Genomic DNA, 14038 nt, shown 5'->3' on the forward strand with positions numbered 1-14038 from the left:
ACGCCGCGGGTGGACGAGAGGCGCGGCGCATGGCCCCGACGACGCCGGGGGCCATGCGCCGCGTTCACGAAGCCGGCGGATCAGACGCCGAACGCCGCCGCATACCGGATCACGCCACTGGGGACCGGCCGCGCGGGGTCGAGGGCGAGCGCCATCATGTACTTGTCCTCCACCTCGAACGGCGGCCGGATGCCGAACCCGGAGGCCGGGGTGAAGCCGAAGCGCGGGTAGTACTCGGCGTGACCGAGCACGACCACCAGGTTCTCGCCCTGCTCGCGGGCCGCGTCCAGCGCGGCGCGGATGGCGGCGGAACCGGCGCCGCGCCGCTGGTAGGCGGGCTTGACGGCACACGGGCCCAGGGCGAGGGCGGGGGCGTCGCCGACGTGGCAGCGGGTGAGCAGCGCGTACCCGACGAGCTCGCCGCCGGGCGCCTCGGCGAGCCAGGACAAGCCGGGCAGCCACGCCAGCGGGTCGGCCCGCAGCGCCTCGACGAGGTCGGCCTCGTGCGGGGTGGGGAAGGCGGCGAGGTTGATGTCGCGGACGGCGGCGACGTCTCCGGCGCCTTCGGGACGGGTGGTGCAGGAAGAGGTCATGGTCGGGTTCGTCTCCTTGTCCTGCTGCGGGAGCAGGTCATAGCCGATGGACGAGGGGTCTGGGCGGGAGGGGGCTCGGCCGGTCATGGCTGCCGGTCCCGGAACCTGTAGGTGGCGCGCAGGTGGCTGGTGATGGCCTTCTTCTGCTGGACGCGCTCGTCGCGCAGCCGGGCGTCGGTCCGCGAGGCCGCCCAGGCGTTCTCCCGTTGCAGCTTCCGGTAGCTGCGCAGGCGCCGCTCGGGCAGCTCACCGGCCGCGATGGCGGCCTGCACCGCGCAGCCCGGCTCGGTGTCGTGGCCGCAGTCGCCGAAGCGGCAGTGCGCGGCCAGGTCCTCGATCTCGGCGAAGACCTGTTCCAGGCCGTCGGCGGCGTCGTGCAGGCTGATCCCGCGCAGGCCGGGGGTGTCGATGAGGACGCCGCCCCCGGGCAGCGGAAGCAGCTCGCGGCGGACGGTGGTGTGCCGGCCCTTGCCGTCCTGCGCGCGTACCGTGCCGGTGGCCAGCACCTCCTCGCCCAGCAGCACGTTGCCGAGGCTGGACTTGCCGGCACCTGAGGGGCCGAGCAGCACCGAGGTGCCGCGCAGCCGCGCGGCCAGCACGTCGACGTTGTGACCGGTGGCGACGCTGGTGATGAGGACGTCCACGCCAGGCGCCAGCGCCTCGGCCTCGGCCCGGACGGGATCGGGCGCGTCGACCAGGTCCGCCTTGGTCAGGACGATCACCGGCTGCGCCCCGCTCTCCCAGGCCAGGGCGAGCAGCCGCTCCAGCTTGGCCGCGTCCAGGGGCGTGGCCAGGGACAGGGCGATGACGACCGTGTCGACGTTGGCGGCGAGCACCTGTCCGTGCGAGGACCTGGACGCCGACGAGCGCACGATGGCGCTGTGCCGCGGCAGCAGCGCCACCACATGCGGCTCGGCGCCGGGGCGCAGCGCGGCCCAGTCGCCGGTGCAGGGGGTCAGGAGCGAGCCGGGCGGATGCGGCGCGGCGAACGTGGCCCGCGCCGGGCCCGACGCGGTGATCGCCGTGCACAGGCCGCGATCGACCCGGGAGACCCGGGCCGGCACGAGGCCCGCTGCGGAGTGTTCGGTGAAAGCGCGGTCGAGCGCGTCGGTCCACCCGTACCTGGACAGGCCGGATGAATCAGTGTTGGTGTGTGGCAAAGTGAGACCCTTGCGGAGAAGGGGCCCCGACGAGACGCGGACGTCACCCCGCCTGGCGAGCCCGACGGCTCGAGGCTGGGAGGAAGCAGGGTCAGACCGGGACCCGGGACGTGAGGTCGGTCCGGGCGCTGCGCAGGGCAGCGGTCTTCACCGCGGTCATCGAACCTCACCTCCCTTCCACGCTGATCCACTACCGAACGAACAGTAGCGTAGCATCCCGATCAGGACCCGCCGCACGGCCGGACCGGGTGATGCTCGCCGAGCGCCTGCCGAGGGCTCCGGTCCCCGCCCGCCGGCCCGATCGGCCCGGCGGGCGGGGCAGAAGCCGTCAGCGGCCTGCCCGCAGCGTCTCCAACCGGAGGGCTCCGCGCAGCAGGGGGCGAGCCGCCAGGGCCATGAGCATCGCGGTGAGGACCCCGATGCCCGTCATGGCCACGGCCCTGGTCAGCGCCCACACCAGCCACCGCGCCTGGTAGATGTCGAGCACGGAGAACACCACCACCCCGACCCCCGCGGCGGCGGCCACGGCGCAGACGGGCAGCGCCGCGATGGCCGCCTGCCGCACCAGCACCCGGCCCAGCGACCGCTCCGGCACGCCGGCGGCGGCCAGCGCGGCGAACGAGCGGCGCAGGTCGATCAGCTCCTCGGCCTGGTGCACGACCAGGGCGGCGGCCGAGGTCAGCATGGCCAGCAGCAACGCCATGTCGACCAGCGCGTGCGCGTGCCCGTAGCCGGTGACGGCCTGCTGGGCGCCGGCGCCCGCGCCGAAGAAGACCGTCAGGCCCACCACGGACAGCGCCCTGGCCCACGCCCGCGGGTCCGACTCGACCAGCCGGGCCGCCAGCAGCGTCTCCGGCGAGCGGGCCCGCCGGCCGGTGCGGGCGGCGCAGGCGCGGATCAGCCAGGTCGCGGCCATGGTCAGGCCGAACAGCAGCAGCACCATCCCGGCGGCCATCGCGACCGCGGTGCCGTACTTGCCGCCGATCGGGAAGCCGCCTTTCAGCGTGAGGCCGGCCACCAGCAGGGCGACGCCCGTCGCGGCGGCCAGCAGGTCGCGCACGCGCGGCCCCCGTACGCGCGGGCGGCGGGTCACGCCCAGCGGCGAGGCGATGACGTCCCGGCCCGCCCGCGCCCCGGACACCACCCCGCCCGCCGTCAGCAGCACCACCACGAACGGCACCGGCGCCAGCGGCCCCGGCAGGTGTGTGAGTGCGTAGACGAGCCCGCCGGCCAGCGATCCGGTCAGCGCCAGCCAGCCGCCCTCCAGCGCGCCCAGCCGCCGCGCGTCGCCCGGCGCCGCCCCGGCCAGCCGCAACGCCGCCAGCCGCCGCTCCCGCGTGGCCGTGGCCAGCCGGTTGGCCTGATGCACCAGCCCGGCGACCGGCAACGCGAGCAACGCCAGCGCCAGCCCGGTCAGCGAGCCGCCCTCGTCGCGGAAGTCGGCCAGGCTGACGGCGGTGCACACCAGGAACGCCGCCACCCCGGCCCCCGCGCCGACCAGCCAGGCCCGCACGCGTTCCGGACGCGAGCGCCCCCGGTTCAGCATCCGCAGCACGGTGATCACCGGCGCGCTCCCGATCAAAGAGGCGTTCATGGGTTCACCCCTGCCAGCACGGCGCCGTCGCGCAGGGTGATCTCCCGGTCGGCGTAGGCGGTCATCCGGTTGTCGGGCGTGACCAGCATCGTCATGGCGGCCTTCTCGGGGTCGCCGGAGTACGGGGTCATCGACAGGGCGAGCTGTCGTGAGCCGTCGGCCGAGCTGAACGCCACCGTCGAGTAGCCATGGGTGCCGCCGCCGTGGCCCCGTGCGGTGCCGCACGGCAAGGGCCCCGCCTCCAGGCCCAGCCCGTACTCCTTGATCGTGCCGAGGTCCGTCATCTCCTTCTGCTGGGCGGGGCGCAGCAGGGGCTCGCCGGGTCCGGTCGTGGCGGCCCCGGCGGGTACGGCCGCCGCCATCGTCACGGTCAGGCCCGCCCCGGCGGCCGCTACGGTCCGCTTCACGTTCATGTCGCTCCTCCTCCGATACGCGCGGAGCCCGGCTCTCGGCCTCCGCCCGCATCAAGATCGGCCTTGGCAGGCCGGTCAGGCATCGGAGCAGCCACCCACGAAAACCCTGATCTTCCCTGGGGCGATCTCCGCCTTGCGGACCAGGCCCGGATCGGCCATTCAGCCGACCCGGGGACAGCGCGGCGGGGCGCGATCGCGGTCCGACGGCATCGCCGCCCGGTTACAGACGATGCCCGCAACACTTGAGCTCGGCGCGCGTGGCCGGTGGCGGTCACCGCCGGAACCGGCCAGCCGTCACCCTTTTCGGTCGGCGCGGGCGCGTGTCACCCTGTGGCCGAATCTGCCCGGCGGACCCTTTGCCGGGCCAGGTCATCCCGTCCCCTCACCCCCCTGGGAGCGCCCATGACCTTCCCGTTATCGCCCGGACGGCGGCTGCTCGCCGGCGCGGCCCTGCTGGCCGCGATCGCGGCCACCGCCCCCGTCCCTCAAGCGACGGCTGCCGTCCCTCCGGCCGCCGGCGCCGCGAGGCCCGCCGACCCGGGCGGACGCGTCACGATCACGCTGGTGACCGGCGACACGGTGACGTACGGCAGGAACGCCGGCGGCGTGGCGGACGTGACCGTCAGCCCCGCCACCCGCAGCGACGGCAGCAGGAGCGACTTCACCACCTACACCCGTGGGGGCGACACCTACGTGGTGCCGGACGACGTCCGGCCCTACCTCCGCTCGGGCGTGCTGGACGAGGGCCTGTTCAACGTCACGTACCTGGCAGGAAACGGCTACGGCGACGCCGAGCGCGCGGACGTCCCGCTGATCGCCCAGTACGCGGACCGGAACCGGCGCGCGGCCGCGGTGGCCGGGGCCAAGGTGCGCCGGCAACTGCCGAGCGTGAACGGCGCGGCCCTGGCGATCGCCAAGAAGGACAGCTCCCCGTTCTGGAAGGCCCTGCAGAGCGCCGAGGTGCCGCCCGCCGAGGCGACGCGCCGCGACGAGCTGCGGCTGGCCGGCGGGGTGGGCCGGCTGTGGCTGGACCGGGTCAAGCACGTCTCGCTCAGCGAGAGCGTCCCGCTGGTCGGCGCGCCGCAGGTCTGGGCGGCCGGCTACGACGGCGCCGGCGTGAAGGTCGCGGTCCTCGACACGGGGGTGGACCGCACGCACCCCGACCTGGCCGGCCGGGTCGCCGCCACGGCCGACTTCACCGGCACCTCCCCGGAGGCGGTGGACGGGCACGGCCACGGCACGCACGTGGCCTCCACCATCGCCGGCACGGGCGCCGGGTCGGCCGGCAAGTACCGGGGCGTGGCCCCCGGCGCGTCGCTGCTGGTGGGCAAGGTCTGCGGCAACGACGGCACCTGCTTCGACTCCGCGCTCATCGCCGGCATGCAGTGGGCGGCCGAGCAGGACGCCCCGGTGGTGAGCATCAGCATCGGCGGCGACGCCCCGCTGGAGTACCCGGACCTGCTGTCGCGGACGATCGACGAGCTGACCGCCTCGACCGGCACCCTGTTCGTGGTCGCGGCGGGCAACGAGGGCGCCAAGGAGAGCATCCAGTCGCCCGGGGTGGCCGCGTCGGCGCTGACCGTCGCGGCGACCGACAAGCGCGACCAGCCGGCACCGTTCTCCAGCCGGGGCCCGCTGTGGTACCCCGAGCGCGCGCTCAAGCCGGACATCGCCGCGCCGGGCGCGGCGATCATGGCGGCCCGGTCGTCGGCCAGCAGCCTGCCCGGTGACCTTTACACCAGCATGTCGGGCACGTCCATGGCGACCCCGCACGTGTCGGGGGCGGCGGCGCTGCTCGCGCAGCAGCACCCCGACTGGACGGCGGCCCGGCTCAAGGCCGCGCTGATGGGCGCGGCCACCGACGTCGGCCTGACCGCGTACGAGCAGGGCGCCGGGCGCCTGGACGTGGCCAGAGCGGTCAAGCAGCAGGTGCACGCGGTGACCCCGGCACTCGACCTGGGCACCCTCGCTTTCGACCAGGCGCCGCTCACCCGCACCGTCACCTTCGGCAACACCGGGCCGCAGCCGGTCACCCTGTCGCTGAAGCCCACGCTGGCGCCCGGCTCGGGCGGCGAGGTGCCGGACGGGGCGATCATGGGCGACACCTCGCTCACCGTCCCGGCCGGCGGCACCGCCTCCGCCACCGTCTCGGTGAACGTGCCGGCGCTGGCCAAGGGCGAGTACACCGGCGCCGTCACCGCCTCCGATCCCGCAGGGCAGGCAGTCGCGCGCATCCCGATCGGCTTCCTGATCGAGCCCCAGTCCTATCCCGTGCGCATCGACGTCATCGGCCACGACGGCAAGCCGTGCGGCGCCACGGACGCGTACGGCTGCTGGTCCGTCGGCGCCCTGTCCTACCTGAACCTCGACGACGGCCGCAGCGCCTTCCGGCTCGGCTCCGGCTCGCAGACCGTGCGGCTCACGGCCGGCCAGTACGCGTTCCAGAGCTCGGTCACGTGGATCGACGCCGACCGGCGCCAGCAGACGGCCGTGGTGCTCGCCGAGAACGTGGACGTGCGCGGGCCCGTCACGGTCACGCTCGACGCCTCCAAGGCGCGCCGGATCACCGTCGAGACGCCGAAGCCGAGCGAGGGCACCACCAACGAGATCGGCGTCATGCGCGACGACGGCAACGGCTCCTCCTCGGGCTGGGCCAGCCTGTTCGCGTACGGGCTCGACGACTTCTGGGTCACCCCCACGCCCAAGGTCGCCAAGGGCTCCCTGGTCTTCCAGCACGCCCGCGACGCCGTCGCCCCGCTGCTGACGATGGAGGTGAACGGGGCGCTGCGGCTGACTCCCCGGTACAAGTTCTACGGGGAGGCCGTCCCGAAGTTCGACGGCGTCCGGAGCCTGGAGGTGGTCGACCTCGGCACGATCCACGGCCTGGCCGACCCGGCCTCCCAGATCCCCGCCGACCTCGGCCGGGTCAAGGGCAAGCTGGCGCTGGTGGAGCACGACGACGATCTCCACGACAACCAGTGGGACTGCACCACGCCCCAGGAGTACCTCGACGCCCTGCACGCCGCCGGCGCGGCCGGCGTGATCCTCTTCCTGAAGGGCCACATGTGCACGGCCGACACGCCGCTGGAGGGGGTGCTGCGGCCCCGGCTGCCGGCCGTCACCGTGCCGCCCGCACAAGGGCTGGCGCTGCGTGAGCTGGTCAAGAGCAAGGGCAAGGCGCAGGTACGGGTGAAGGGGCAGGCGGTCAGCCCGTACCTCTATCACCTGAAGTTCTACCAGCTCGACCAGGTGGGCGCCGACCAGCACTACGAGCCGGGCACCCGGCAGCTGGCCCGAGTCGACCGCGACTACCACGCCGAGCAGCCCCTCGACCTGACCGCGGCCTGGCACCAGTGGATCCCCGGCCGCGAGACGGTCAGCTTCGCGCAGGGCTTCCAGTACCGCGGGCCGTCGCGACGCGAGGAGTACGTCGGCCCGGTCGTCGACCCCGAGCAGGCGGTGAAGAGCTTCATCCAGCGCAACACCCTCGACGGCGCGGCCCTGGAGGCCGAGCTGCCGCTCGCGGGCGTCGTCCAGCGCCTCAAGGCCGGGTCGAGGAGCGATGAGGAGTGGTACGGCGGGCCGTCGGTGCCCGGCGCCTTCGAGGAGGAGCCGCTGTACTCGGAGATGCTGGCGTGCGGCGCGTGCCGGCAGGGTGACGTGTTCAGCCCGCTGCTCCCGCTGACCTTCCCCGAGGCGAAGACGGAGTCGTTCTACACCGAGGCCGTGCAGACCGGGCGGCTGCACCTCTACAAGGACGGGGCCGAGGTGCCGCCGACCCCGGTGGCCGGCGTGTACACGGGCTTCACGCTGCCCGCCGGCAGGGCCCGTTACCGGCTCACCCACGAGCTGGACACCGTGCCCGCCGAGCTGGCGGACAGGTTCTACGACCGGCGGGTCAGCAGCGAGTGGGAGTTCACCTCCGCGCGGGCGACGAAGGACGACAAGAGCCGGCTGGACTGCGTCGGCACCCTGGTGGCGGGCTCCACGGAGCCGTGCGCGGTGCAGCCGCTGGTGTACCTGCGCTACGACCTCGGCCTGGACCTCGCCAACACGACCGGCCGGGGCGCCCACCGGATCAGGCTGCACGCCTACCACGAGGCGGCGGCGGGCAAGGCGCCCAGGATCACCTCGATCAGGGCGTGGGTGAGCTTCGACGGTGAGAGGACCTGGCGGGCCGCGCCGGCCTCGCCTCCGTCCGGCGGCACGGTGAGCGCCCTCGTCCCGGCCGCGCCCGCCGGCGGCGTGCCGGTCAGCCTGCGGGTGCGGGCGTCCGACGCGGCGGGCAACACCGTCACCCAGACCGTGCACGAGGCGTACGGGGTGCGCTGAGCGCAGTGCGTCGGCCGGCCGGGGGAGGGGACCCGGCCGGCCGATTCGCCGGATTCACCCCATATGCGGGCCGGTTACATCTAGGATTCTGGCCGCGACAAATGACACCGAAAGTTCTTCTGACCCGGATTGATGACGAGATCAAGAGCGGCTACGTTACAAGATCGGCCCGCACGTCCCAGGACCGCGGGCCGCGTCGACATCACGTAGCCGGGCGCTGCGCAGTACCCCTTCAAGCGCCTGCCCAGAAAGGTAAGCATGCCCACGATCAGCAGACCGGCCTGGCCGAACTCCCGCAAGGCCGCCGGCACCGCTCTGTTGCTGGCCCTCGCCGCGACCCTGGTCCCTGAGGCCGCCTCGGCCCAGAACGTCAGCGTCTCGGCCGTGTCCCACCAGAGCCCCTTCGACTGTGGCAAGACCTTCTACGCCAACAACTGGAAGGGCGGCCACAACCCCTCGGGCGCCATCGACTGGCAGAACTACGGGGGTGAGAGCATCAACGGCAAGACCGTACGGGCCACCGCCGCCGGCACCGCCACCTTCCACAACGAAGGCAACACCAGCTACGGCAAGTGGGTCGAGATCCGGCACGCCGACGGCAGCAGGACCCGCTACGCCCACCTGTCCAGCATGGTGCGGGGCGTCGGCGCCACCCTGAGCGTCGGCCAGGGCACCGTGATCGGCACCGTCGGCTCGACGGGCGGCTCGCAGGCTCCCCACCTGCACTACGAGCAGCGCACCCCGAGCGGCGCGATGGACACCAGCCCGACCGTGAACGGCGTGACCGTGTCCCTGGGCCAGAAGAAGGCCATCAAGAGCACCAACGCCTGCGGCGGCGCCGCCCCGGCCCCCACCGACAACGGCGGCGGCGGCTCCGGCTCCGGCAACCGCTACACCCCGCAGCAGGTCTGCGGCGCCGGCTTCGCCGTCATCGACTCGGCCCCCCTCACCGGCGGGCGCGCCTACCTGCTCTACAACGCGGGCAACGGCAACAACTGCGTCGTCACCCTCAAGAGCTCCAACGTGGGCAAGTCGACCCCGGTGTCGGCCTTCCTCGAGCCCAAGGGCAAGAGCCGGGTGACCGACAAGGGCAACTACGGCTACTACGCCGGCCCGGTGAAGGCCAAGGCGCCGGGAGTGTGCGTCAAGTGGGGCGGCACGATCGGCAGCGCCTCCTACACCAGCGACTTCGAACACTGCGACTGAGACACGCGGCCGGACAGGGGCGGCCGCACCCGCGCCGCCCCACCCCCGACGTCGATCAGGGACATTCGCGCAGGTAGACGCCTTGTGAGGACGTTTGCGCGGTGGAAGACTGGAGCTGACGGAAGGGGGACGTCATGATCGAGGTCAAGAGCATCGACAAGCCGGACGAGCGCCGCGACTTCCCCAGAGGGCACCTGGAAGTGTGCGCCCTGTCCGGGCTGAGCTTCGGCGTGGCCACGTTCGAGCCCGGCTGGCGCTGGTCGGAGTCGGTCAAGCCGATCGCCGGCACAGACTCGTGCGAGGTGCACCACAACGGGTTCGTCGTCCAGGGCCGGCTGCGCATCCGGATGAACGACGGCACCGAGGCCGAGGTCGGCCCCGGGGAGGTGTTCGTCTGCCCGCCGGGACACGACGCCTGGGTGGCGGGCGACGAGCAGGTGGTCCTCTACGACTTCGCCGGCGGCGCCGCCGAGTACGCCAGGGCCCGCACCTCCGGCGGCGCGGAGGCCACGAGGAGCTGACCGGCGCTTCGCGGTCCCGATCGGGCGCTCGCGGCCGTACGATGGCCGGTCATGATCAAAAGGTTAGGAAGATCCCTCGCCGCCCTCGCCGGAGCACTGGTCCTGGGCGGCGCCACGCCCGCAGCGGCGGGCGCGGCCGTGAGCGTCACGGCGGGCGCGCCGCCGGTCATCGACCGGCCCGTGTTCAACAACCCTTCGGGCACGGTGCAGGAGCGCAGGGCGATCTTCAGCCAGCTCGTCGGGCTCATCGACGGCACTCCGGCGGGCGAGCAGATCCGCGGCTCCGTGTTCGCGATCGGTGACCAGGAGGTCGTGGACGCCCTGCTGGCCGCGCACCGGCGCGGCGTGTCGGTCAAGGTGATCCTCGACGACTCCACCTACGTGGTGGCCGCCACCCACCAGGAGTACGCCAACCCCGCCTACGACGCGCTCAAGGCCGGCCTCGGCACCGACGACACCCAGCGCTCCTGGGCCGTCGTCTGCGACGACCAGTTCGAGGACGCCGACGGCGTGGACGACGCCGACCGCGGCTGCCTCAGCTCCAAGCGCGGGTCCTACAACCACAACAAGTACTTCATCTTCTCCCGGACGGGCCCGTTCGCGGACGGCACCACCCGCTCCAAGGTCGTCTTCCAGTCCTCCTCGAACATCACGGCCTGGGACGCCGACAGCGCCTTCCAGGACTCGGTGACGTTCGCCGACGACGCCGTCTACGACGGCTACCTGAGCTACCACGACCTGGAGTACACGACCCGGCACAGGGCCGACGTCACGGCCAACCCGTACTTCTCCACCCGCACCGGCTCGACGTACCGCGCGTACTTCACCCCCCGCCCCGACCCGAACCCCACGAACCCGGCCAGCGACCCCCTGGTGAACGCCCTGAACGAGGTGTCCTGCTCCTACGTCGGGACCGACGGCGCCAGGCACCAGACCGACGTGCGCATCGCTCACACCTTCTTCTACAACACCCGCGCGCAGGTGGCCGACAAGCTGGCCGACCTGCGCCGCAAGGGCTGCTGGGTCGACGTCGTCGCGCGCCACATCGACAGCGACATCGCCTCCAGGCTGACCCAGGCCGGCATCCGGTTCCGCGAGTGCCAGGGCGACGACACCGCCGGGCCGTACCCGCACAACAAGTACCTGCTGATCGACGGCGACTACGGCGGCGACATCACGCCGCGCGTCTACACCGGCAGCGCCAACCTCATCGGCGACTCGGTGCGCGTGGCCGACGAGGCATTCGTCCGCATCACGAGCGCCGACTACCACAGGGCGTACCTGCAGCACTTCTACCTGCTCCAGAAGGGCTGCGGCGTCCCGAGGCCGGCCTGACCCGCACCCGGTGAGGTCTGCACCGGGCCGTTGAGGATCACCGACCCGCCGTCGTCGAGCGGCGGCAGCGCCTTCCGCACCGTGGGGAGACCGCCGCCTATGCCGCTGGTTGACACAGGACAGGGCGGCTACGCGGATCGGCTGAAGCGAGGTTCAGCCCCACGGCTGACGCCCCGGAGGCCGCCGGCTGGATACGTTCGCCGGAAGTCCGTCCTGTCCAGGGGGAGGTCGAATCCATGGCACGTGCTCATCGGCTCGCGTGGTCATGCGCTCTCACAGTGATCGTCGCAGGAGCGGTGACCGGCGTGGCGCCCGCCGGCGCGCACGCCGCGACCGCGTGCGCCGCCGCCGACCCGTACGCCCACCGCGTGGTGGCGCCGTCCGCCGCCGTCGCGGGGGCCAGGTTCGGGGCGGCGGCGGTGAGCGGTGACTTCAACAAGGACGGTTACGCCGACGTGGCCGTCGGCGCGCCCGGCGACACCGTGGGAGGAGTGGCAGGCGGCAGCGTGACGGTGTTCAAGGGGTCGGCCGGCGGCCTGGTCACGCCGGGCACCCGGCTCACCGAGAGCAACGTCGGCGGCGGCATCGAGGCGGGCGACCGGTTCGGTGCCGCGCTGGCCGCGGGCGACTTCAACAAGGATGGCTATGCCGACCTCGCCGTCGGCGCGCCCGGTGAGGCGATCGGGACGGCGGCGGGGGCCGGTGCGATCGCCGTCTTTCCCGGTGGGTCGGGCGGGCTGTCCGGCGGCAGGGGGTACGACCAGACCACCGGCGGCGGTGGCGATGAGGCGGGCGACAACTTCGGCGCGGCGCTGGCCGCCGGTGACATGAACGGCGACGGCTACGCCGACCTGGCCATCGGCGTGCCGGGCGAGGTCCCGTACCAGGAGACCGCCAAGGGCGGCTCGATCTACGTGTACAAGGGGTCGGCCGGTGGCGTCGTCAAGGGCTGGGACGCCAAGCAGGAGGACGCCGGCGGCGCCACGGAGGCGGGCGACCGGTTCGGCGCCGCGCTGGCGGCCGGCAACGTGACCGGCAGCGCCCACGCCGACCTCGTGGTGGGCGCCCCGGCCGAGGCGCCGGGCGCGGATCCGGCCGGCAGCGGGGGCGTCTATGTCATCCCGGGCGCGGCGGCGGGCAAGGCCGCCGGGTTCGGGCTGACGCAGGAGGGCAACGGCGGGGGCAACGAAGCCGGCGACAACTTCGGCGCCACGCTCGCCACCGGCAACTTCGACAGGGACGGCTACACCGACGTGGCCGTCGGCGTGCCGGGAGAGGTGCAGGGCGCCGACGTCAAGAGCGGCTCGGTCGTGATCCTCCCCGGGGCCGCGACGAAGCTGGGCACGGCGTTCTGGTTGCAGGAGAGCGGCGCGGCCGAGCAGGCGGCCTCGGGCGACCGGTTCGGTGCCGCGCTGGCCACGGGCGACGCCGACGGCAACGGGCACTCCGACCTGGTCATCGGCGCGCCCGGCAAGGCGTACGGCGCGGCCGGAGCCGGCGCGGCCTTCCTGTTCCGTGGCGGCGCGCCGGCGGCGGGTTCGACCGCCGGCCTCACCACAGGGCGCCGCGTCACGCAGACGGACGCGGGTGACGTCGCGGAGGGCGGCGACAACTTCGGCTCGGCCGCCGCGCTCGGCGACCTGAACAAGGACGGCAAGGCCGAGGCCGTCGTCGGGTCGCCGGGCGAAGGCCCCGGCGGCGGGCCCGCCTCGGGCACCGCCGTGGTGCTGTCGGGGCTCGTCCGCACGGCGGCCGCGCCGGTGCCGCTCGAACCGTACACGCCCACGGCCGCCCTCCAGGCCACGCCGGTGCAGGGCGCCACGCTCGGCCCGCTCGAGTACGCCTACACCGACAACATCGGCCGGCTGCTGCACGGCCACCAGCCCGACCCGGACAACTTCGGCTCCGTCCAGTGGACGGTGATCTCCGGCACGGAAGCCTACGCGGGCGGGCCCGCGCTCGGCGAGCAGGCCGACGGGCGGCTGCAGATCGCCGCGCACGACAGCGCCGGCCCGGTGTGGACGGTCACGCAGGCCACGAAGAACACGCCCGCGTGGGAGGCGTGGCGGCCCGGCGACATCGCGATGGCCTCGCCCCCGGTGATCGGGAAGCTGGAGGACGGCCGGCCCGTCGCCTTCGCGGTGGACACCGCGGGCCTGCTGTGGGCGCTGCCCCAGACGGCGGCGGCCGGCCCGTACACCTCGTGGATCAGCCTCGGCGTGGCCGGGCTCTCGGGCGCCACGCCGGTGGCCGCGACGGTGAGCGGCGGGATCAGGCTGTTCGTCCTCGACAGCGCCGGGGTGCTGCGCACCATGGTGTACGCGAACGGCGCCGTCACCGGCTGCACGAGCATCAGCGACCCCGGCCTCACGGCGACGCCCGCCGCCGTCGTCTACCCCGGCAGCCGGATCCGCCTGTTCGTCCGGGGCGCGGACGGCACGGTGCTCACCAAGCGGCAGGACGACACGGGGGCCTTCCCCGACGCCTGGGAGCAGGTGCCCGGGCTCACGGCGGCAGGCCGGCCGTCGGCCCTGCTGAGCCCGCTGAGCGGCAAGACGGAGATCGTCGCCCGCACCGCGGACGGCATGATCCACAGCACCGGCGAGACCGTTCAGGGCTCGGGCACGTGGCGTCCGTGGCAGCAGGTCACGTTCGCCGGTGACGAGAGCGCCACCGATCCGACCGCCTTCGCTTTCAGCAACGCGGGCGGCTCCTCATGGGCGTTCCTGTACCGTAACGCCGACCACCAGACCCGCGTCTACCAGGTGAGCACCCAGCTGTCCGCTCTGGAGCGGCAGGAGGGCGCCGCGGTGACGTTCAGCCGCGAGGAGGTGCCCGAGCCGCCGAAGTAGCGGCGGGCACCTGTTGCGCCGCTCGCCGCGGC

9 protein-coding genes are annotated in these 14038 nt (G+C 73.7%); 5 read left to right on the forward strand and 4 right to left on the reverse strand.

Features of this window, described 5'->3' with window-relative positions:
- Positions 1 to 80 precede the first annotated feature (80 nt).
- From HCN51_RS24085 to HCN51_RS24100, 4 genes are all read right to left on the reverse strand, one after another.
- Positions 81 to 593, reverse strand: coding sequence for a GNAT family N-acetyltransferase (locus HCN51_RS24085; protein WP_168011995.1), 513 nt, complete (start codon positions 591 to 593; stop codon positions 81 to 83).
- Between the two features lie 83 nt (positions 594 to 676).
- Positions 677 to 1753 (reverse strand): ribosome small subunit-dependent GTPase A, encoded by a 1077-nt coding sequence (rsgA, locus tag HCN51_RS24090; protein ID WP_168011730.1) that lies wholly within the window; start codon positions 1751 to 1753, stop codon positions 677 to 679.
- A gap of 328 nt (positions 1754 to 2081) precedes the next feature.
- Positions 2082 to 3347 (reverse strand): hypothetical protein, encoded by a 1266-nt coding sequence (locus HCN51_RS24095; RefSeq protein ID WP_168011731.1) that lies wholly within the window; start codon positions 3345 to 3347, stop codon positions 2082 to 2084.
- Positions 3344 to 3760, reverse strand: a complete 417-nt coding sequence (locus tag HCN51_RS24100) for a hypothetical protein (protein WP_168011732.1) — start codon at positions 3758 to 3760, stop codon at positions 3344 to 3346. Before HCN51_RS24100 ends, HCN51_RS24095 begins: the two co-directional genes overlap by 4 nt.
- Positions 3761 to 4162: 402 nt before the next feature.
- Here HCN51_RS24100 and HCN51_RS24105 point away from each other — a divergent pair, with 402 nt between their 5' ends.
- The 5 genes from HCN51_RS24105 (at position 4163) to HCN51_RS24125 (ending at position 14006) form a co-directional block, all read left to right on the forward strand.
- Positions 4163 to 8092 (forward strand): S8 family peptidase, encoded by a 3930-nt coding sequence (locus HCN51_RS24105; RefSeq protein WP_168011733.1) that lies wholly within the window; start codon positions 4163 to 4165, stop codon positions 8090 to 8092.
- A 258-nt stretch (positions 8093 to 8350) separates the two neighbouring features.
- Positions 8351 to 9298, forward strand: coding sequence for a M23 family metallopeptidase (locus tag HCN51_RS24110; protein ID WP_168011734.1), 948 nt, complete (start codon positions 8351 to 8353; stop codon positions 9296 to 9298).
- A 134-nt stretch (positions 9299 to 9432) separates the two neighbouring features.
- Positions 9433 to 9819 carry a cupin domain-containing protein gene (locus tag HCN51_RS24115; RefSeq protein WP_168011735.1) on the forward strand — a complete coding sequence of 129 codons (387 nt, stop codon included), beginning with the start codon at positions 9433 to 9435 and terminating at the stop codon, positions 9817 to 9819.
- Between the two features lie 51 nt (positions 9820 to 9870).
- A complete protein-coding gene (locus HCN51_RS24120) occupies positions 9871 to 11154 on the forward strand; it encodes a phospholipase D-like domain-containing protein (RefSeq protein WP_168011736.1) in 1284 nt (427 codons plus the stop codon).
- A gap of 278 nt (positions 11155 to 11432) precedes the next feature.
- Complete coding sequence (locus HCN51_RS24125; protein ID WP_168011737.1) at positions 11433 to 14006, forward strand: DUF8189 domain-containing protein; 2574 nt, start codon at positions 11433 to 11435, stop codon at positions 14004 to 14006.
- Positions 14007 to 14038 lie beyond the last annotated feature (32 nt).

It is taken from the genome of Nonomuraea composti, assembly GCF_012034275.1.
In the GTDB taxonomy this organism is placed as follows: Bacteria; Actinomycetota; Actinomycetes; order Streptosporangiales; family Streptosporangiaceae; genus Nonomuraea; species Nonomuraea composti.